The organism is Priestia sp. P1_B12_1 (assembly GCF_056406695.1).
Genome location: NZ_JBFTZR010000002.1, coordinates 879,348 through 896,497, shown reverse-complemented (window position 1 = coordinate 896,497; position 17,150 = coordinate 879,348). Strand labels below are relative to the sequence as shown.

General features: G+C 36.9%; 18 protein-coding genes. 5 read left to right on the top strand and 13 right to left on the bottom strand.

What is annotated here, in order from left to right:
* Nucleotides 1–34: 34 nt before the first annotated feature.
* The 7 genes from AC1D0Y_RS10010 to AC1D0Y_RS09980 form a co-directional block, all read right to left on the bottom strand.
* Complete coding sequence (locus tag AC1D0Y_RS10010) at nucleotides 35–1,237, bottom strand: macrolide family glycosyltransferase (RefSeq protein WP_028408041.1); 1,203 nt, start codon at nucleotides 1,235–1,237, stop codon at nucleotides 35–37.
* 288 nt (nucleotides 1,238–1,525) lie between these two features.
* On the bottom strand, nucleotides 1,526–2,971 hold the full coding sequence (locus AC1D0Y_RS10005) for a glycosyl hydrolase family 18 protein (RefSeq protein ID WP_060746027.1): 1,446 nt from the start codon (nucleotides 2,969–2,971) through the stop codon (nucleotides 1,526–1,528).
* Between the two features lie 217 nt (nucleotides 2,972–3,188).
* The gene (locus AC1D0Y_RS10000; protein ID WP_028408039.1) at nucleotides 3,189–3,410 is read right to left on the bottom strand and encodes a spore germination protein; all 222 of its coding nucleotides are present in this window, start codon (nucleotides 3,408–3,410) and stop codon (nucleotides 3,189–3,191) included.
* Nucleotides 3,411–3,494: 84 nt separating this feature from the next.
* Nucleotides 3,495–4,349 carry a DUF1206 domain-containing protein gene (locus AC1D0Y_RS09995; RefSeq protein WP_014460878.1) on the bottom strand — a complete coding sequence of 285 codons (855 nt, stop codon included), beginning with the start codon at nucleotides 4,347–4,349 and terminating at the stop codon, nucleotides 3,495–3,497.
* 35 nt (nucleotides 4,350–4,384) lie between these two features.
* A complete protein-coding gene (cls, locus tag AC1D0Y_RS09990) occupies nucleotides 4,385–5,887 on the bottom strand; it encodes a cardiolipin synthase (RefSeq protein WP_060746028.1) in 1,503 nt (500 codons plus the stop codon).
* Between the two features lie 262 nt (nucleotides 5,888–6,149).
* Nucleotides 6,150–6,704, bottom strand: coding sequence for a hypothetical protein (locus AC1D0Y_RS09985; RefSeq protein ID WP_098332317.1), 555 nt, complete (start codon nucleotides 6,702–6,704; stop codon nucleotides 6,150–6,152).
* Between the two features lie 158 nt (nucleotides 6,705–6,862).
* The gene (locus tag AC1D0Y_RS09980; RefSeq protein ID WP_217599235.1) at nucleotides 6,863–7,258 is read right to left on the bottom strand and encodes a ribosomal maturation YjgA family protein; all 396 of its coding nucleotides are present in this window, start codon (nucleotides 7,256–7,258) and stop codon (nucleotides 6,863–6,865) included.
* Nucleotides 7,259–7,481: 223 nt separating this feature from the next.
* On the opposite strand from AC1D0Y_RS09980, the gene desA reads away from it, so the two are divergent.
* From desA to AC1D0Y_RS09965, 3 genes are all read left to right on the top strand, one after another.
* On the top strand, nucleotides 7,482–8,525 hold the full coding sequence (gene desA, locus AC1D0Y_RS09975) for a Delta(5) desaturase DesA (protein ID WP_013082402.1): 1,044 nt from the start codon (nucleotides 7,482–7,484) through the stop codon (nucleotides 8,523–8,525).
* Nucleotides 8,526–8,642: 117 nt separating this feature from the next.
* Nucleotides 8,643–9,785 (top strand): sensor histidine kinase, encoded by a 1,143-nt coding sequence (locus AC1D0Y_RS09970; RefSeq protein WP_028408034.1) that lies wholly within the window; start codon nucleotides 8,643–8,645, stop codon nucleotides 9,783–9,785.
* On the top strand, nucleotides 9,782–10,384 hold the full coding sequence (locus tag AC1D0Y_RS09965) for a response regulator transcription factor (protein ID WP_013056197.1): 603 nt from the start codon (nucleotides 9,782–9,784) through the stop codon (nucleotides 10,382–10,384). The genes AC1D0Y_RS09970 and AC1D0Y_RS09965 overlap by 4 nt, the downstream gene beginning before the upstream one ends.
* Before the next feature lie 33 nt (nucleotides 10,385–10,417).
* Here AC1D0Y_RS09965 and AC1D0Y_RS09960 read toward each other — a convergent pair whose 3' ends face one another.
* The 3 genes from AC1D0Y_RS09960 to AC1D0Y_RS09950 all read right to left on the bottom strand — a co-directional run bounded on the left by AC1D0Y_RS09960 (nucleotide 10,418) and on the right by AC1D0Y_RS09950 (nucleotide 11,598).
* Nucleotides 10,418–10,942 carry a cupin domain-containing protein gene (locus AC1D0Y_RS09960; protein WP_013056196.1) on the bottom strand — a complete coding sequence of 175 codons (525 nt, stop codon included), beginning with the start codon at nucleotides 10,940–10,942 and terminating at the stop codon, nucleotides 10,418–10,420.
* A gap of 126 nt (nucleotides 10,943–11,068) precedes the next feature.
* The gene (locus AC1D0Y_RS09955) at nucleotides 11,069–11,251 is read right to left on the bottom strand and encodes a hypothetical protein (protein WP_060746030.1); all 183 of its coding nucleotides are present in this window, start codon (nucleotides 11,249–11,251) and stop codon (nucleotides 11,069–11,071) included.
* Nucleotides 11,252–11,280: 29 nt separating this feature from the next.
* A complete protein-coding gene (locus tag AC1D0Y_RS09950; RefSeq protein ID WP_013056195.1) occupies nucleotides 11,281–11,598 on the bottom strand; it encodes a hypothetical protein in 318 nt (105 codons plus the stop codon).
* Between the two features lie 494 nt (nucleotides 11,599–12,092).
* Between AC1D0Y_RS09950 and AC1D0Y_RS09945 the strand changes: the two genes are divergently transcribed.
* Together AC1D0Y_RS09945 and AC1D0Y_RS09940 are read left to right on the top strand one after the other, a co-directional pair.
* Entirely contained in the window at nucleotides 12,093–12,644 is a 552-nt protein-coding gene (locus AC1D0Y_RS09945; RefSeq protein WP_060746031.1) for a TVP38/TMEM64 family protein, read from the top strand.
* Between the two features lie 88 nt (nucleotides 12,645–12,732).
* A complete protein-coding gene (locus tag AC1D0Y_RS09940; protein WP_060746032.1) occupies nucleotides 12,733–13,035 on the top strand; it encodes a hypothetical protein in 303 nt (100 codons plus the stop codon).
* 15 nt (nucleotides 13,036–13,050) lie between these two features.
* On the opposite strand, the gene AC1D0Y_RS09935 is transcribed toward AC1D0Y_RS09940, so the two are convergent.
* The 3 genes from AC1D0Y_RS09935 to AC1D0Y_RS09925 all read right to left on the bottom strand — a co-directional run bounded on the left by AC1D0Y_RS09935 (nucleotide 13,051) and on the right by AC1D0Y_RS09925 (nucleotide 17,094).
* A complete protein-coding gene (locus AC1D0Y_RS09935) occupies nucleotides 13,051–15,819 on the bottom strand; it encodes a bifunctional diguanylate cyclase/phosphodiesterase (RefSeq protein ID WP_477707539.1) in 2,769 nt (922 codons plus the stop codon).
* 86 nt (nucleotides 15,820–15,905) lie between these two features.
* Entirely contained in the window at nucleotides 15,906–16,433 is a 528-nt protein-coding gene (locus AC1D0Y_RS09930; RefSeq protein ID WP_028408023.1) for a GNAT family N-acetyltransferase, read from the bottom strand.
* Nucleotides 16,434–16,542: 109 nt separating this feature from the next.
* Nucleotides 16,543–17,094, bottom strand: a complete 552-nt coding sequence (locus tag AC1D0Y_RS09925; protein ID WP_013056190.1) for a hypothetical protein — start codon at nucleotides 17,092–17,094, stop codon at nucleotides 16,543–16,545.
* Nucleotides 17,095–17,150: the final 56 nt, after the last annotated feature.

Genomic DNA, 17,150 nt, shown 5'->3' with positions numbered 1-17,150 from the left:
CCTCTCTGTTAGTTATCTAGCTGCCTTACATCTATTACGCTTTAACAGGCACCACATTGAAGATTTCTTTCACGCCTTGCTTGTATCCTCCCGCTGAGCGAAGTGATTCTCCAATTTGTTGTGCGTGCTGTTTATATGTGTGAGTAGTTAAAACGTCGTTAACTGTATTTTTGATTAGCTCAGCAGATACATTATTTTTATCTAATTTTACACCTGCTCCTAACTTCTGCACGCGATCGCCAACCATAAATTGATCCACTGCCATTGGAATAACGACAAGCGGCGTATCGTAGTATAAACCTTCACTGCTGCTGTTCATTCCGCCGTGAGTAATAAATAAATCCGCGCGTTTTAAAATTTCCAGCTGAGGCACATATTGTTTCACAACGAAGTTTTCTGGAATGTGTGCTAATTCTTCAGGTTCTGTATTTTTACCAATAGATAAAATAACTTTACCCTTAAAATCTTTTAATGCTTCTACACATAAGTTATAGATTTCTAGCTGCTGATTAAAAATAGTTCCCATAGAAACAAAAATAATTTTTTCATTTTCATTTTGTAAGTAAGAAGGATCTTCAATATCTAGTCGTTTAACAATTGAAGGACCAATAAACTTGTACTCACTCGTAAATTCAGCTACGTTTGGCTGAAAGAATTCTGACGTAAATACTAGCGTAATATCCCCTGGATTCGACATAATGTCAATGGAATCTTTTAACTCAGTATTATATTGGTTGTTGAACTTATTTAATGATTTTTCGAATTGAGGATAAAAGGAAGATTGGTCAGGTTCTGTTTGACCACTTGGCATCATACAAGTTGCTAACTCCTTATCTAACGCAAATGTCGTACAAAGAGAAACCTTCGGAAGCTGAAGAAGGTCGGCCACAGCGGAACCTGCTAAAAGGTGATAATCGTAAAGTACATAATCATATGTTTCGTGCTTTGTTTCACTCATGATTTTAGTAATAATATTCTCAGATTCATTTAAAAACAAATTCATTACTTCATAGCGATCATAAGACTCTTCTTGGGTCATTCGATTGCTCATATCAAGACTTGGACGAAAATCTTCATATTCACGAAATTCCGCGCCTGATTTTCGAATTTTTTCAGCATAGTCTTCAATACCGTAATAGACGACCTTTTCCCCTTGAGCCATCAATTCTTTTACAATTCCTAAAGAAGGATTCACATGCCCTTCACCTGGAAATCCTATTACTAATACATTTCCCATAACATTCATTCCTTTCACTTAGTTAATAATTAAATCACTTAATTGTTCATTTAGTAAATTCATTGTATAGAAACTGAATTTACTATAAATTATCTTTATCGTAAAGTCATTAAGCGTTTTCAACTAAAAAAAGGTTAAATAGGCTCATTTTGGAATATAGTTATAAATTAACTCAAGAAAAACAAATATTGTAAAATTTATCTCGTTTGTAAATAGATGTATGCGTTTCATTATGATTCAAATAAAAAAACACACCTCGCTAAATCAAGCAAGAGGTGTGTTTTTTATTTAAAAGTTGTATAACTCCCATATATCTGATGTTTCTGAACCAATATACCAAGCTGCCGCTCCGCCTAAATGATAGTCCTTAATCAAATTAACCCGGCGCTGCATAGATGCTTTGTCTTCGAGCCATATTTGATGCTTCGTACCATTTTCCGTGTATTCTACATAGTACTGTGAGGATTGGCTATCCCATTTTTTAGTTAACTTTTTAGAAGAGATAACAGCTTCTGCTTCTTTCATCGTTAAGTCTTTTGTGACAACTTTTTTGGTCGATAGGTCCGTTTTCCATTCTCGCGTATAAAAAGGAACTCCCAGCAGGATTTTGTGTGCAGGTACATCTTTCATAAGAAGTTGTGTACCTTCTTTCACCCAAGGCAGTGAAGCAACAGATCCTGGAACTTGACTTCCTCCCCAGTGTTCTTCATATCCCATCATAATGACATAGTCTGCCACTTGACCAATCTGTTTCCTATCAAAGCTTCCCGACCAAAAAGGATCATTATTTTCTCTTGTTACGTCTACTGAAATAGTCATACCATGAGGTTTTAACGCTGCTTTTAATTCTTTAATAAATAAAACAAAATCTTGTTTGTTTTTAATATTAATATTTTCAAAGTCAACATTGATCCCATCGCTGTTTGTTTTTACTAGCGAACTTTCTACTGACGATACAAGCTTTTGCCGCTTTGCTTTGTTGCTCAGCACATCACTTGTAAGTACATCATCAAAATTGTTACCAATAAGCGGCCAGACTTTTTTGCCGTTTTTATGAGCCGTTTGAACATATGATTCATTTATAGAAGATGAAACAACTTTGTCATTCGACGTTAGCGTAAACCAACGAGGTGAAACAACGTCTAAATTCTTTTGTTTCATCGATTCTGTGTAGCCTGCTGTTTTTTCATTAAAGCTCCAACCCATAACTACAGGCTGATGCTTCTTTTGCGCTAAATCAGATTTTTTGATCCAGCCCTTTTTCCCTTCCAAAAGCTGTACTTGTACATAGTAATCAGGAATAATAAGCATTTGTCCGGGCTTAATATTTGTTGAGGATAGCTGATTTAACTTTGTTAATTCATTCGCTTTTACACCGTACTTTACGGAGACTTTCCAAAGCGTATCTCCTGATACTACTTTATGTAACAAGCCTTTTGGCGGTATTTTCAGCGTTTGCCCTGGAATCAGCTCCGTCTTTTTTAGCTGATTTTGTTTTATTAGATCACTGACTGTTACACCGTATTGCTTAGCTAGTAGCCATAGTGTATTTCCCGGCACTACCGTATGAGTAGTAACCTGAGCTGCATCTCCAGCTTCAGATGAAATGACAGGAAATTCTTCTCCTTTTTTCACTGTCTGCATAACAGAAGAATGCAAGGAAGGAGAACGATATACGTTTACGTTGTCACCTTTGACAGTGCCCACTGAAGAAGCAGCGGCTCCTTTACTCATCGGGGCCAATCCTCCGCTGAAAAGACAGAGAACGATCAGGCTCATACATATTTTCTTCATTTTATAATTTCGCCTCCCCACTTTTTGACATCACCTGTCTAGTTTACTACTCCTATAAGATAGAATCCTAGAGGTACATTGTGGTAAAGAAACGTCTGGGTATACGTAAAATTCAAATAAAAAAGCTTACCGTCCGATGACGATAAGCTTTCGTTTCTTATGCATTTCCCACTAGATTTTGATCCTTAATATCCATATCAATTGTATTAGCGGTACTGGAACTGCTTGTAATATTCATAAAATTCCCCGTGTTCCCGCTGCCAGAACCGACTGTTGTAAAAGCTGTACTTTTTGGCTTAATAGCCAGACAATCACCAAACTCCACTGAAGATGAAACCAATACATTCGAGATATTTACGGCTCCTACTACCGATGGCATCTGCCTCTCCTCCTGTTCATTATCTATCTGCTATAGGATATGAGCAGAAAGCTAAAAAGTAGCTTTTTCATCTTTTTAATTTTATTAAGGATCGATTCGTTTATACCTTGATTCTGCAAACATATATACTCCGTATGCCATAAGTCCGATTGATACGATAGCCAGCAGTACAGACCCAAAAGGACGCTGTGCTACTTCAGCAAGGGCTCCATCTAACCCTTTCGTTTCGTCTGGATCCGCTTGAAGAGCCGTGCGAATAAGAAAGAAACCAATAATGCCAAAGACGATACTTCGAGCAATAATACCTGCTTTTCCAATATGTCCGCTCCATCGCCACTCTTCTTTTGACATTTCGTTTTTCTTTAGTTTTTTTAGGAATCGTCCTGAAAGAGCCCAATATACTTGTCCAATCCCAAAGATAATAACGCCGATACCTGTAAGCGCAATGATGGTTTGCCCAAAGGGATAAGATAACAGCTTGGCTGATACCGTTTGATAATGCTTACCTGACGTATGAACGTGAGCATGAAGCAAAATTTTTACCGAACTCACACAAAGGCTAATATAAAACGTGGCTACAACTAAATAGCCTAAACGAGTAAAAACGCCTTTTACCCCATGCCCGACGTGGTGAGGATCAAAAATAGCAGAAATGATTTGCCAAAACGCATATCCACTTAAACCTACTGCTAAAACAATTAAAATTAAAAAGCCAAACGGCTGCTTTGCAATTGTGTGTAGGGCTCCTTGAGAAGTAACTAAATCGCCTTTTAATCCGAAAGCCGTCTGAATCGCTAATATACCGATGATAAAATAGACCACACCTTGAGCCACATGACCAAACCGTGAAAAACGCACGACAAATGGCTTAGTACGTTCTTTTAAGCGATGTAACTTTCGACCAAACGTATCTTTTTTAACAAATGGAGATTCACCCATACGTTTCCTCCTGCTTTTTGAAAACAAACTTTATTTTATAAAACACCTGAAAATAAGCGTGCAAATGACTCTTTCGAACGTTCTACTAAGCTTCGCTTGTAAAATGCTACTGGTTTGATCAAATGACTGTCTTCAATATCTTCTTCGTAATTTTTGATGAGCGTTTGAATTGTCTCTCCTTCAATTAAAAATGCATTAACTTCAAAGTTCAGATGAAAACTTCTCATATCCATATTTGCAGTACCGACCGAAGCCATATCTCCGTCTATAATCACAATTTTTTGATGCAAAAACCCTTTTTTATACGAATATACTTCAATTCCACATCGAAGAAGTTCAGCAAAATATGACCTCGTTCCATATTGAGTCAGAAAGCCGTCATTAATTTCTGGTACCATAATTCGTACCTCTACGCCTTTTCTAGCTGCAATACGAAGGGCGGTTCTTATGGCTTCATTTGGAACAAAATAAGGGGTTGAAATCCAGATTGATTTCGTCGCGCTTGTAATCATAGTATAGTAATAATCACTCATATTTTCCTGCGTATCCGGCCCCGTCGCCACCACTTGCACAAAGCCTTCTCCTTCGACAGGATGAGGCTTTGTATATGCTTCATTGTTAATTAAGCATTCTCCAGAAACGTATTCCCAATCGAACATAAAGATCGAATGCAAGGTTTGAACAGATTCTCCTTTTAGCATCAGATGAGTATCTCTCCAAAAACCAATTTTTTTGTTTTTTCCTAGATACTCATCCCCAACATTCAATCCCCCTACAAAACCTACTTCCCCGTCAATTACGACTATTTTACGGTGGTTTCGAAAGTTAAATTTTTGGTTGAAAAATCCATACTTAATAGGTAAGAAAGGATGCACTTTAATATTCGCTTTTTTCATTCGTTTAATATCTGAACCCGATAGTGTAAAACTTCCCATTGTGTCGAATGTAAAGCGCACTTCTATACCTTCGCTTGCTTTTTTTATTAGAATATCAATGATTTCTTTTCCTAGAGAATCCGAGTGAAACATATAATATTCCATATGAATAAACTGTTTTGCTGATTGCAAATGCTTTTTGATTTCATTAAACGTTTCTTGCCCGTTCTTAAGGACGTAGGTTTTTGTATGAACATTCATCTTCGTCAAAGATACACATTGAAGATACTGAGCAAAGTAACGCTGATGAGATTGAAGCGGCGATAGATCAGGCGTCGTTTCTTTGTCTGCCATCTTTCTAAGCATCTCTCGGTTATGCATACGCTTTTTTTTGAACATATGCCCCTTTAAATAGAGCTGTCCTGAATACAAATAAAAGAAAAAGCCTGCAACAGGAAAGAAAAAGAGGACATACATCCAAACCAACGTACTTTCAGGCGTTCGATTTTCAAGCATAAGTGAATACATACAAATGAAAATGATGACACCATATAATCCAACTAAGGCATACTTCCAATGAACATCAATAGAGGTAAAAAAGAAAGCATAAATTGAAAGTAAAATAATAAATAAAAAAATAAAGTCCAACCGGCGTTTTTTCATAAAAGCTCTCCTAAAAACAAACTGTATTGTATCACTTGTCTATCTTTCATATGAGGTAGTATATGGAATACACAGAATTCTTATCATGCATGCTACATAAAATGTACATATATTTGCACAAAAAGCAGTTTAGCCGCTTAAGCAACTAAACTGAACTACCTCAGACAAGCATCATTCATATACCTATACCCTGGATGGTAAAACAAAAAACCTCCTTGCGGGGAGGTTTTTTCGCTGATTTTTCACACATGACGATGCCTTTTTATGAGTTGGTATAACCGGACTCTTTTTCTTTTTTAGGCCAAACGAAATTAGAAAGAGATAATAAGAAATCAATTCCTACAATAACTGTCCAAAATTCCACTACATTTTGCAGCACGTTGGTTTTTCCATTTGGTACTATATACATCATCGCCGCTAAAAGAGTTGCTCCAATGGCGTAAGCAACAAGATGCTGTATCCATGACTTAAAATAATGCTTTGCATATTCTTTTCCATAGCGTCTACGAGGTTTTTCTCCGTTTTTCATCACATAATATTGAAAGCGTTCGTCTGCCCATTGAATCATACTTTTTCCAAAAGCGATCGAAATTCCAATATACACGGCTGCAATAGCGTGAGCATACGTCGCTGTAGCACCTCCGTAAAGGTCTACGCTCGTCACAATCAGAAGAAAAAAATCAACAACAGGTGTTAGAGCTAAAATAAAAAAACTGAGCTTTTGTTTTTTAAACATATACCTTGTTGCTAATCCTAAAACGATGACTATCCAAAAAGCGATTTCACATGCAATAATCATCCAGGCTATTAAGTTCAAATAATCCCCTCTCTTCCTCTCGTTCAACGAATAAACAATTGGTTTTAAGTAAAAAATTTTTATGCATAAGTTTATTTTTATGTATATACATCCTGCTTCATAACCTTACGGCTTATTCCATCCTCAGCTGAGTTCTAAGATTCGTTGAACCGTATTTGCTAGACGGATCTTTTAAATTGATATCTATAATATTCCCAGCTCATTCCTACTCCGACTCCAATCGAATAAGCCAGTATATCGCTCCATAAGAAGCCATACCCCAGAATGAGCTCTCCTAGCGCAGTCTTTCTTATGTCATCAATCCACGGAGCGTGATACAGCTGTGTAAATTCAATAAAGTAACAAAACACTATAGCAAACATACCAATCATTTTTGTCTTCCATGCAGGAAACAAAAAACCCGCGCTGACAAAAATCATTAAGGCCCATAACGAATCTCCCGCATATATATTTACGATGTGAGGAAGATACGCGGTAAGTTTTCTTGATAAAAGGCCTGCTCCCATGATCACAAAAGCTAGAAGAAGATATACCCATCTATTTCTTTTATTCATTTCAAACTCCTTTTTTCTTCTTAAATACTCCGTAGCACTAAGCCTTCACTGTATAATTTTATCAGAACCGCAGACTGTTAAATACCGCTTTTTTTCATTTTTTACAGCTTCCCCCTACGTATATATGACAACTGTCATAGTTTCTATATGACACGTATGTCTTAAATAGTCAGAAAAATCTCTTTATACTGAGGGTAATATACGGTGATGAAAGGAATTTCATATGACTATACAAAAACAAAAGAATTTACGAAAACAAGTTGCACCTTTTGAAAAAGCAGTAATGAAAGACAGCATAAGACAATTGATTAATACTTTTTTACCTTTTTTCACACTGTGGTTTCTCGCTTATGAGAGCCTTTCAATTTCTTATTTTTTAGCATTTCCGCTAACTGTTATCGCAGCAGGATTTTTAGTAAGAATATTCATTATTTTTCATGACTGTTGTCACTACTCTTTCTTTAAAAGTAGACAACACAATAAAATTCTCGGAACCATTACCGGTGTCTTAACGATGTTCCCTTACAGTCAATGGGGACATAGCCATGCAATTCACCATGCAACAAGCAGCAACTTAGATAAAAGAGGTACGGGTGACATTTGGGTCTTAACCGTAACAGAATATAAAGAAGCTTCTATTTGGAAAAAAATTGCTTACCGTATCTATCGTAACCCGTTCATTATGTTCGGCGTGGGACCTATATATGTATTTTTGATTACAAACCGATTCAATCAAAAAAATGCGAAGAAACAAGAAAGAATGAATACGTATCTTACAAATGTATTGATCGTTGCATTAGCAGCAGCGACCTGCTGGTTGGTAGGTTGGCAGGCATTTTTATTAATTCAAGGACCGATTTTCTTCATTTCAGGTTCCATTGGAATTTGGCTGTTTTATGTACAGCATCAGTTTGAAGATTCCTATTTTGAAGAAGATGAGCACTGGGATTATGTAAAAGCAGCCGTTGAAGGAAGTTCATTTTACAAGCTTCCAAAACTATTGCAATGGCTAACAGGCAATATTGGGTTTCACCATGTACATCATTTAAGCCCAAGAGTGCCCAACTATAAGCTTGAAGCTGTTCATCAACACACACAGCCTCTTCAAAATGTACCAACCATTACACTCGCAACAAGTCTTCGCTCTCTTCGGTTCCGTCTATGGGATGAAGAAAACAAAATGTTTGTGAGCTTTAAAGAAATAAAAACACGCTCAGCTGCACCAAAAGCAAGCAGAATTTCATCTCAAACAAAAGCAGAACTTTAATAAAACAAAACAGTCAAGCTTTCAGAAGCTTGACTGTTTTATCTATCTCTCTAAACTTATTTCGTTCTACTTTGTGGTAAACTAATAGTGTATTTTAACAAGTAAACGAGGTTCTTTATGAAAAAATATACGTTTTTCCAAAAAATCACTGGGCTATCTCCGTACATATGGACGGTATTTGTCATTCTACCATTTTATTTTATTTTACAATCTTCATCCATGAATCACATTATTGTTGGTTCGTTACTCACCATCTTATTTTTTATTTTCTATCGTTTTGCGTTTGTTTCAACAGGCAAGTCCGTTTACGTATGGACAGCTTTGTTAATCGTTATTTCCTTAGCCCTGACAACTATTTTTAATTATATTTACTTTGCCTTTTACTTTGCTTTTTTTATCGCTTATTTTATTGGAAATATCCAAAAACGACTCGCTTTCTTCACTTTGTATGCTGTTCATTTAATTAGCACCGTTATTTCGGTAAACTTTAACGTTGTGATGCAAGAAGAGATCTTTTTAAAACAGCTGCCTTTCATTTTTGTAATTTCCATCAGTGTGATTGTACTGCCATTCAGCATTTATAATCGAAAGAAGCGAGACCGGCTGGAAGAACAGCTTGAAGATGCAAACAAACGTATTTCTGAGCTTGTAAAACAGGAAGAACGCCAGCGGATAGCTCGCGATCTGCACGATACGTTAGGACAAAAGCTGTCTCTTATCGGTCTAAAAAGTGATTTAGCAAGAAAACTTATTACAAAAGATCCTGAAAAAGCAAAATCAGAATTAAAAGATGTCCAGCAAACAGCGCGCACGGCTCTTAATGAAGTGAGAAACATGGTTTCTCAAATGCGTGGAATCCGCCTTAGTGAAGAACTAAAACGCGTTCAAGAGCTTTTAGAAGCTGCCGAAATTAAGTTTGTAGGAGAAGAGGCCATTTCATTAGAGAATGTGTCGTTGCTAATTGAAAATATTCTTAGCATGTGCTTAAAAGAAGCCGTAACCAATGTGGTCAAACATAGTCAAGCCACCGTTTGCACAATTACTTTACATCAGTCTGCAAAAGAAGTAGGCATAAGGGTAGAAGACAATGGAGTTGGTATTAATACGAAGAAAACCTGCTGGAAAGGAAACGGTCTTTTAGGAATGAAAGAACGGCTGGAGTTTGTAAACGGCCATCTTGATATCTCCAGTCAAGGTGGGACGATTATTCATATTACAGTTCCAAACATCGTTAAACATATTAAGGAGGAACAATTATGATTCGAATTGTTATTGCCGAAGATCAGCAAATGATGTTAGGGGCTTTAGGCTCTTTGTTAAATTTAGAAGATGACATGGAAGTTGTCGGAAAAGCTTCAAATGGGGAACAAGCGGTATCACTTGCTAAGCAGCACCAGCCAGATATATGCGTAATGGATATCGAGATGCCTCTTAAAACTGGGCTTGAAGCTGCAGAGGAACTGAAAGATTTAAACTGCAAAGTCATCATTTTGACAACGTTCGCTCGCTCCGGCTATTTTCAAAGAGCTTTGAAAGCCGGCGTAAGCGGATACTTGCTAAAAGATAGTCCGAGTGAAGAACTCGCAAATTCCATTCGAAGCGTGATGGCAGGCAGACGCCTCTACGCTCCAGAGTTAGTGGATGACTTATATAGTGAATCTACTAGTCCTCTTACAGCTAGAGAGAAAGAAGTATTAGCTCTAGTAGCTGATGGAAAAAACACAAAAGAAATTGCTGACGAACTATCTATTAAGACTGGAACGGTGCGCAATTATATTTCTACCATTCTGGACAAACTCGAAGTAAAGAACCGCATTGAAGCCATTACTCGCTTTAAGGAAAAAGGCTGGTTCAAATGAAAAAAGCATGCATCAAACCGAGATGCATGCTTTTTAATCATTTGGCAATTTATCGTACCCTAATTTGTCGATGATCACAACATGCTCAGGGAATTCATCAAGCAGCTGCTGTTTTGTGAATAATTCAAAGTCACGGAAATCAAAACCTGGTGCGACCATGCATCCAACGAGAGAAAATGTATTCTCATTTGCCACAGAGGAACCAAAAATCGTATCTCTTGGAACTAAAAATTGAGGAACTTCTCCATTTTCTAAGTTTGTACCTAGTTTTACTTCTTGATAGGTTCCGTCGCGGTAAATAATATGAATGGTTAAAGGGCTTCCTCCATGATAGTACCATAGTTCATCTGATTGCAGCCTGTGGAAATGCGATACATCTTGAGATCTTAATAAAAAGTAAATACTCGTGTATAGAAATCGTTTATCATCAAACTGCGATGACACTTCTTTATCAGAAATTTCATCATTGGAGCGATAGGTTTGTTTATAAAACCCTCCTTCTGGATGAGGCTGAAGCTCGAGCTTTGAAATCCAATATTCCCACTTATGTAAATCCATTACGTTCCTTCCCTTCTTTTTCTTTTATCATTAACTACATCATAGTAAATCATTCTTTCTAACACAACAAACGGCTTCATTATTCCATCAGGAAAAATGAAGCCGCTTACCACCCGTATCTTATCATTACATCCTACCCTTTCTGTTAGCAGGGCTATATCTATACCTGCTAGAATGGCAGCGATGAAATAAATATGTCATATACAAATCTAACTGAAATCGATCTCCCTCAATGAAACATTGAAACGGCTGTTCTTTGCCTTGAACATTTTTTGCAGATGAACGCTGCTTAAACGGGACAATATTCATCTCTTTTCCCCCTCAGACAAATGTACTTTTTAGTGTAAATGCTGATGACAAACGTAATATTTTTTGATAAAAGTGAGGGCTGCCTGTGCATCTTGAATGCCAAGCTTTTTACAAACGCCAGCTAACATGAGCAGTTTGTACATAACCAGCTTTTGATTATTTGTTGCCAGTACGTAATAAACAATCGTATTAGCAACTGCCCGCGGTAATCTTATTTTTTTCAACTCATATAGCGCAGCAGACGAAGACATGCCTGCTTCAGTTAAAATCTGCTCAGTTGTGTACGTCTCCAAATAGCGAGCAAGCTTTCTTTCTTTATCGTTAAATATACCTTTAGAATCGTTCATTTTCTCTCCCTCTATTATTTTAATAATCCATTAAATGCTGCATTAATTAGCCATAATGCGATAGCTCCCCCTGATAAATAAGTGCTGAGATAGAATAATAATTCCATATACCTCCCTCCCATTTCTATCTTACCCCTTCATTTTTCTAGCTGCAGTGATATTCATCACAGGTAAAAAATGTATTGTTGAGCTACTGAATAGCTCCGCAAAAGAGCTCGTGAGAAAGATCTCACGAGCTGCTTAGTTAGCATTTTTATTTTCGGATAAAGCGTTTAAAAATCATAATAATTAATAATATAACTACAATAACAAGCAAAAATTTCAACATGAGTTGTCCATCCCTTCAAATCAGTGAGTCATCTTTCATTAGTAAGTAGTTACCCTGTTTCGTTTTTTATAAACTGCCTACCTACTTATTTCATGCCAAAAATTATATAATAGTAGAAAATCATCTAAAATAGCCCTACAGGTAAAACATAAATAGGAGTATAACCATGACTGACTATCTTCAAACATTTCTGCTTGAACATTTAGAAGCAGCTGGGTTTATCAGCATTCTTTTGAACATTCTTATTAGCATTACGGGCGTATTTCCAAGCGCACCCCTTACGTTCGTAAACGTAAAGTTATTTGGTTTTTGGAACGGATTTTTACTTTCTTTTATTGGAGAAGTTTTAGGTGCAGCTCTCTCTTTTTGGCTGTATCGAAAAGGGTTCCGTACACTTGTTCATACCAAAACACCTTCTCACTCCAAGTGGCTAAAGCTGCTGCGCGTACAAGGGAAAGAAAGTTTTATATTGATTCTTTCTTTGCGATTACTGCCCTTTGTTCCATCAGGCCTCGTTGCATTCTTCAGCGCTGTAGGAAAAGGCTCCTTTGCGGTATTCATTTCTGCTAGCGCACTTGGAAAAATTCCAGCGCTTTTTATTGAAGTTTATTCCGTTTATCATATTACGCAAGGATCTATGCAAGGCAAAATCATTTTAGTGGCTTTATCTATTATTTCACTTTTTTATATAAGTAAAAAATGGAAGAAAAAAGCTTAACGGATTATAAAAAGGGAAGACTATCTAAAAATAAGCAAAAACATTATCTTATGTAACTGTAATAAGCTAACGTATTGGAGATGGTCCATTGATTTTCCTGCTGGTTTCTGGAAGTATTATTGTTCCTATTATCATGCTCTTTTTCTCACTCAAATGGAAAGGAGCAGAGCTAGTTTTTAATACGCTAGCCCTTCTTTCAGCGCTAGTATTTGGAAATATAGCTGCTGCTTCTATCTATCGTATCTTAAAAAACCATACTGTTTTTATGACGAGCATCCATGCAATCTTTTTAAATTCAGCTTTTTTATTAACCGGTGCATACCTTGGAATCTATGTATTGTATAAACTGTTAGCTCTGACCTTAAATGTAAAAAGCCGTTCTTTTAAATAAGAACGGCTTTTTACATTAATGAACAAATTCCATTTTTTCTTCGATTTTATGAAATTTCTCATAAAATTCCTCCGCTGAAATCGGTTTGGAAAAATAGTATCCCTGCACTTCATCACATTTTTCTTTATGAAGAAGTTCTACTTGTTCAACTTCTTCTACACCTTCTGCTACGACGGATAGCTGCAAACTTTTGGCTAGTGTAATAATGGCTCTGACAATCGATACTTCCGTTGTATTAGGATCTAAATCTTTAATAAAAGACCGGTCAATTTTCAGCGTATGAATAGGTAGCTTCTGAATATAGCTGAACGAGGAGTATCCTGAGCCAAAATCATCAATCGAAATAAATACTCCTGCATCTTTTAAGATTTGTAGCTTTTCGATTGTTTGCTCAACATGCTTCATCGTTACACTTTCTGTAATTTCAAGTTCTAAATATCGTGGTTCTAACTCTACTTCACGCAAGACACCTAACACATAATCAACAAAATCAGTTGTACCAAAATCCACGCTTGATATGTTCACACTCATTTTTAAGGGAGGAAGTCCTTGAAGCTGCCAATACTTATTTTGATGGCACGCTTTTTTTAATACCCATTTCGTCAGTGTAACAATAACCCCTGTTTCTTCAGCAATCGGAATAAATTCTGCGGGAGAAATGACGCCCATCTCGGCATGAGTCCACCGGATTAAAGCCTCCACTCCAACAATATGGCCACTTTGAATATTGACTTTCGGCTGATAGTGAAGCTCCATTTCGCCCAGCTCAAAAGCCTTGCGTAACCCATCTTCAATTCTCATTCGTCGCGTAGTATGAACCTGCATTTCTTTTTGATAAAACAGATAATGATTACGCCCTTGTTTTTTGACTTCATACATCGCTAAATCAGCATGGCGAACGAGCACTTCAAGTGAATTTCCATCTTTAGGAAACAAACTAACTCCGATACTTACCCCTAAATAAACATCTCTCGATAGCACTACAAAAGGAGTGGATAAGCAGTCATTTAATGATTGACAGATTTTTTCCACTTCTTCATCCGTCCTATCATGCAGTAAAACTAAAAACTCATCTCCTCCAAAACGCGAAAGCACATCTTGGTTTCTTAGGCAGCTCTTCATTCGATCAACAACCTGAAGCATAAGCTGATCTCCAGCATGATGACCAAGCGTGTCATTTACCTGTTTGAAACGATCGAGATCTAAAAATAAGAAATGAAGCTTTTTTCCTGAATCAGCTGCTGAATCAATGGATTTCTCTACAATGCTTGAAAACATACTTCGATTTGGTAAATCTGTTAGCATATCGTGAAAAGCCATATATTGAAGCGATTCTTGAGCTTTTTTCTGTTCCGTTACATCTCTAGTTACTGTCTGAAAAAGCGTCTCTCCATTAATTTGAATGAGCGTAGATTTTACTTCTAAGAAGAGTTCCTTACCTAACGCATTAAACATTTTCAACTGAGCTAATGGAGATCTTGGCTCATCTTTTCTATCCTTTACTGCCTTCAATCCTTTTTTAATATCAGGAACTTGTTCAGATGAAAAGAAATCATATAACGATTTACCAACGAGCTGGTCTTCCGTTACTCCTAAAAGCTGAATCATAGCATCATTCACAGACACGACCTCTTCTTCTCGATGGACCATAATGGCCAATGGAGAGGAGTAAAACAAGTTTTCATAGCGATTTTTTGCTTCAATCAACGTTTTTTCCGCTTCGCGCTCTTGCGTCATATTGCGGATATACAGCATATACTCAACCGTCTCTTCAATCGCTACCGCCATCACCGTTATCTCAGCCGTAACTTCTCTATTACTTATCAAAAGGGAGTGCTCAGTTCGTCCATCTTGTAGAGAAGAAAATTCATAGAAGGGGAGCAGCTTAACAACATTACTCCCGATTACATCTGATGCTTTAAGAGAGAAAAGCGTTTCCGCTGCATAATTGAGCGATAAAACATGTCTTTTTTCATCGATCACCAAAATAGCATCCAGGGCGGATTCAAAAAAAGCCCATTTTAAAACTTCTTGTTTTTGTACGCGTCGATCCATAAAAATGGTTAAAAACACAGCCGTAAATAGGCAGACAATAAAAAAAACAATAACGACGGATAAATATATTGGATTTAAGGCAAAACCGTTTGAGTGTTCAGACATTGACATTCCTGAAAAAGAAGCTGCCTGCATGCCCGTATAGTGCATACCTGCAATAGCAATGCCCATAATAGTAGAACAAATAACCTTAGCAAAAACGGTAAGCTTGCCTTCATTTAGCTTTGAATAAAAACCAAGCCACAAAGCTGTATTAGAAGCAGCAACAGCAATAAGAATAGAGAGAAAAACGATAAATGGATCATATGAAATCATAATTGGGTCCATAGCCATCATGCCCAAATAGTGCATAAAAACAATTCCAGCTCCCATAAAGCTCCCTGCAATGATAAGTGCTTTTATACTTTTCTTTTGTTTGTGAATGAGGTAGAGGCCTATATAACATCCCGTTATCGCTCCCAAGATTGAGAGAAGAACAAACCATAAATTATATGAAACATCTACGGGCAAGTGAAAAGCAAGCATGGCGATAAAATGCATTGACCAAATGCCTATTCCCAATGTAAATGCCCCGCTGATTAACCAAAACTGAATAAATTTTGCCCGGGAAATTTTCACACGATTAGCTAACCCAAAAGAAGCGTACGCCGCAGTAATAGCGATAAGGAAAGAGAGTGTAACGAGTAACTCATTGTACGTCCCTTCTAGTAAATGTGTATGATGATTCATTCATGACCTTCCTTCAATTCGTTCTTTTCTTTGTTATCGGTTAAGGCCTAAAAATATTTACTATTTCAAAAGAACTTATGCTTGATTTACTTCTTACCTTTTGAACGTCCTGACAATATCGCGCTCACTTTTTCCTTGTTGACGGTGTATAAACAAGTGCAATCATCTGACTCATACGCCTCTTCTAGTTGAAACGAAAATTTTTTTAAAAGAGTAATTGAATCTTTATTATTAGGATCAACTTTTGCTTCAATTTCTTGTATATGAAACTCTTCAAAAGCTTTTTCTAGCAAAAGGCAGAGCGCTTCTGTCATGAGGCCTTTTTTCCAAAAAGGTCTGCCTAAATCATACCCAATCTCTGCTTGCTTTTTAACATAATCAATACGGTTTAGACCGCAGGTTCCAATGATTTCATCGGAAGTCTTTAATCGAATAGCATAGCGTGTTGCTTTGCCTTCTTTCGTCAAACTCTGGAGAAGTGCAATCATGCTTTCCGCTTGATAAAGCGTCGTAAAGGGCTCAATATTCATATATCTAGTAACCTCTTCATCCGACCAATATGCAAAAACTTTAGAAGCATCTTTTTTTTGAAGAGGAGATAAATATACCCTCATCTATGTTCTCCCTCCCTTTGGTGAATGATGGAGCAAGACATTTTCATCTGCGCCTCTTTCACATTTTAAAAAATCTCACATGGTGCACGGAACATGTGAGATTTGACATTTAACTATTTTTTGATTGTGCATCACGCAGCTGCGTATATAAACGATTAATTGCTACAGTCATTGACTGTTCATAGGAATGATGATCATAATAAACCGCTATGTTTTTTAACATTTCATACGTTTGATGATCAAGCTGCACCTCAAGCGTAATTTTTTCGTCAATTGTTGCTGTTTGCAAATGGTGAGGCAAGTCCTCTTTTGTAGACACTTGCTCTGCAATATGGATTGCTTCTTCTACTGTCTCAATTCGGCCGTACTGATGCACCCATCTTCTGCCCATTTCAATTGTATCTTTTACAAACTGACGATTGGTAATGGTATCTTTAATATTAAATTGATGATCTGCCACATATACAGATTGATACAAGATTACACTGATCACTTCGTCTTTTAAATTTAATTTTCTCAGCTCATCAATTAAATCCGCTATATATTTAGGTAATGGACTAAATGTCCCTCGCACTTCCTTAATTAAATCCATGGCAATGGATTCAGTTGAATTGCGTTTAAATGCTTTTATAATATCTATCATTACATGTTCGTTTGCCATACATACACCACCATTTATGAATCGAATAATTTCATGCTTCTTGCTGCTTTGCATAG

What these genes read in the sequence shown, in the direction of transcription:
- AC1D0Y_RS10010 (WP_028408041.1), bottom strand. Translation starts at nt 1,237, where the DNA reads ATGGGAAATGTATTAGTAATAGGATTTCCAGGTGAAGGGCATGTGAAT.
- AC1D0Y_RS10005 (WP_060746027.1), bottom strand. Translation starts at nt 2,971, where the DNA reads ATGAGTAAAGGAGCCGCTGCTTCTTCAGTGGGCACTGTCAAAGGTGAC.
- AC1D0Y_RS10000 (WP_028408039.1), bottom strand. Translation starts at nt 3,410, where the DNA reads ATGCCATCGGTAGTAGGAGCCGTAAATATCTCGAATGTATTGGTTTCA.
- AC1D0Y_RS09995 (WP_014460878.1), bottom strand. Translation starts at nt 4,349, where the DNA reads ATGGGTGAATCTCCATTTGTTAAAAAAGATACGTTTGGTCGAAAGTTA.
- cls (WP_060746028.1), bottom strand. Translation starts at nt 5,887, where the DNA reads ATGAAAAAACGCCGGTTGGACTTTATTTTTTTATTTATTATTTTACTT.
- AC1D0Y_RS09980 (WP_217599235.1), bottom strand. Translation starts at nt 7,258, where the DNA reads ATGAATAAAAGAAATAGATGGGTATATCTTCTTCTAGCTTTTGTGATC.
- desA (WP_013082402.1), top strand. Translation starts at nt 7,482, where the DNA reads ATGACTATACAAAAACAAAAGAATTTACGAAAACAAGTTGCACCTTTT.
- AC1D0Y_RS09970 (WP_028408034.1), top strand. Translation starts at nt 8,643, where the DNA reads ATGAAAAAATATACGTTTTTCCAAAAAATCACTGGGCTATCTCCGTAC.
- AC1D0Y_RS09965 (WP_013056197.1), top strand. Translation starts at nt 9,782, where the DNA reads ATGATTCGAATTGTTATTGCCGAAGATCAGCAAATGATGTTAGGGGCT.
- AC1D0Y_RS09960 (WP_013056196.1), bottom strand. Translation starts at nt 10,942, where the DNA reads ATGGATTTACATAAGTGGGAATATTGGATTTCAAAGCTCGAGCTTCAG.
- AC1D0Y_RS09955 (WP_060746030.1), bottom strand. Translation starts at nt 11,251, where the DNA reads ATGAATATTGTCCCGTTTAAGCAGCGTTCATCTGCAAAAAATGTTCAA.
- AC1D0Y_RS09950 (WP_013056195.1), bottom strand. Translation starts at nt 11,598, where the DNA reads ATGAACGATTCTAAAGGTATATTTAACGATAAAGAAAGAAAGCTTGCT.
- AC1D0Y_RS09945 (WP_060746031.1), top strand. Translation starts at nt 12,093, where the DNA reads ATGACTGACTATCTTCAAACATTTCTGCTTGAACATTTAGAAGCAGCT.
- AC1D0Y_RS09935 (WP_477707539.1), bottom strand. Translation starts at nt 15,819, where the DNA reads ATGAATCATCATACACATTTACTAGAAGGGACGTACAATGAGTTACTC.
- AC1D0Y_RS09930 (WP_028408023.1), bottom strand. Translation starts at nt 16,433, where the DNA reads ATGAGGGTATATTTATCTCCTCTTCAAAAAAAAGATGCTTCTAAAGTT.
- AC1D0Y_RS09925 (WP_013056190.1), bottom strand. Translation starts at nt 17,094, where the DNA reads ATGGCAAACGAACATGTAATGATAGATATTATAAAAGCATTTAAACGC.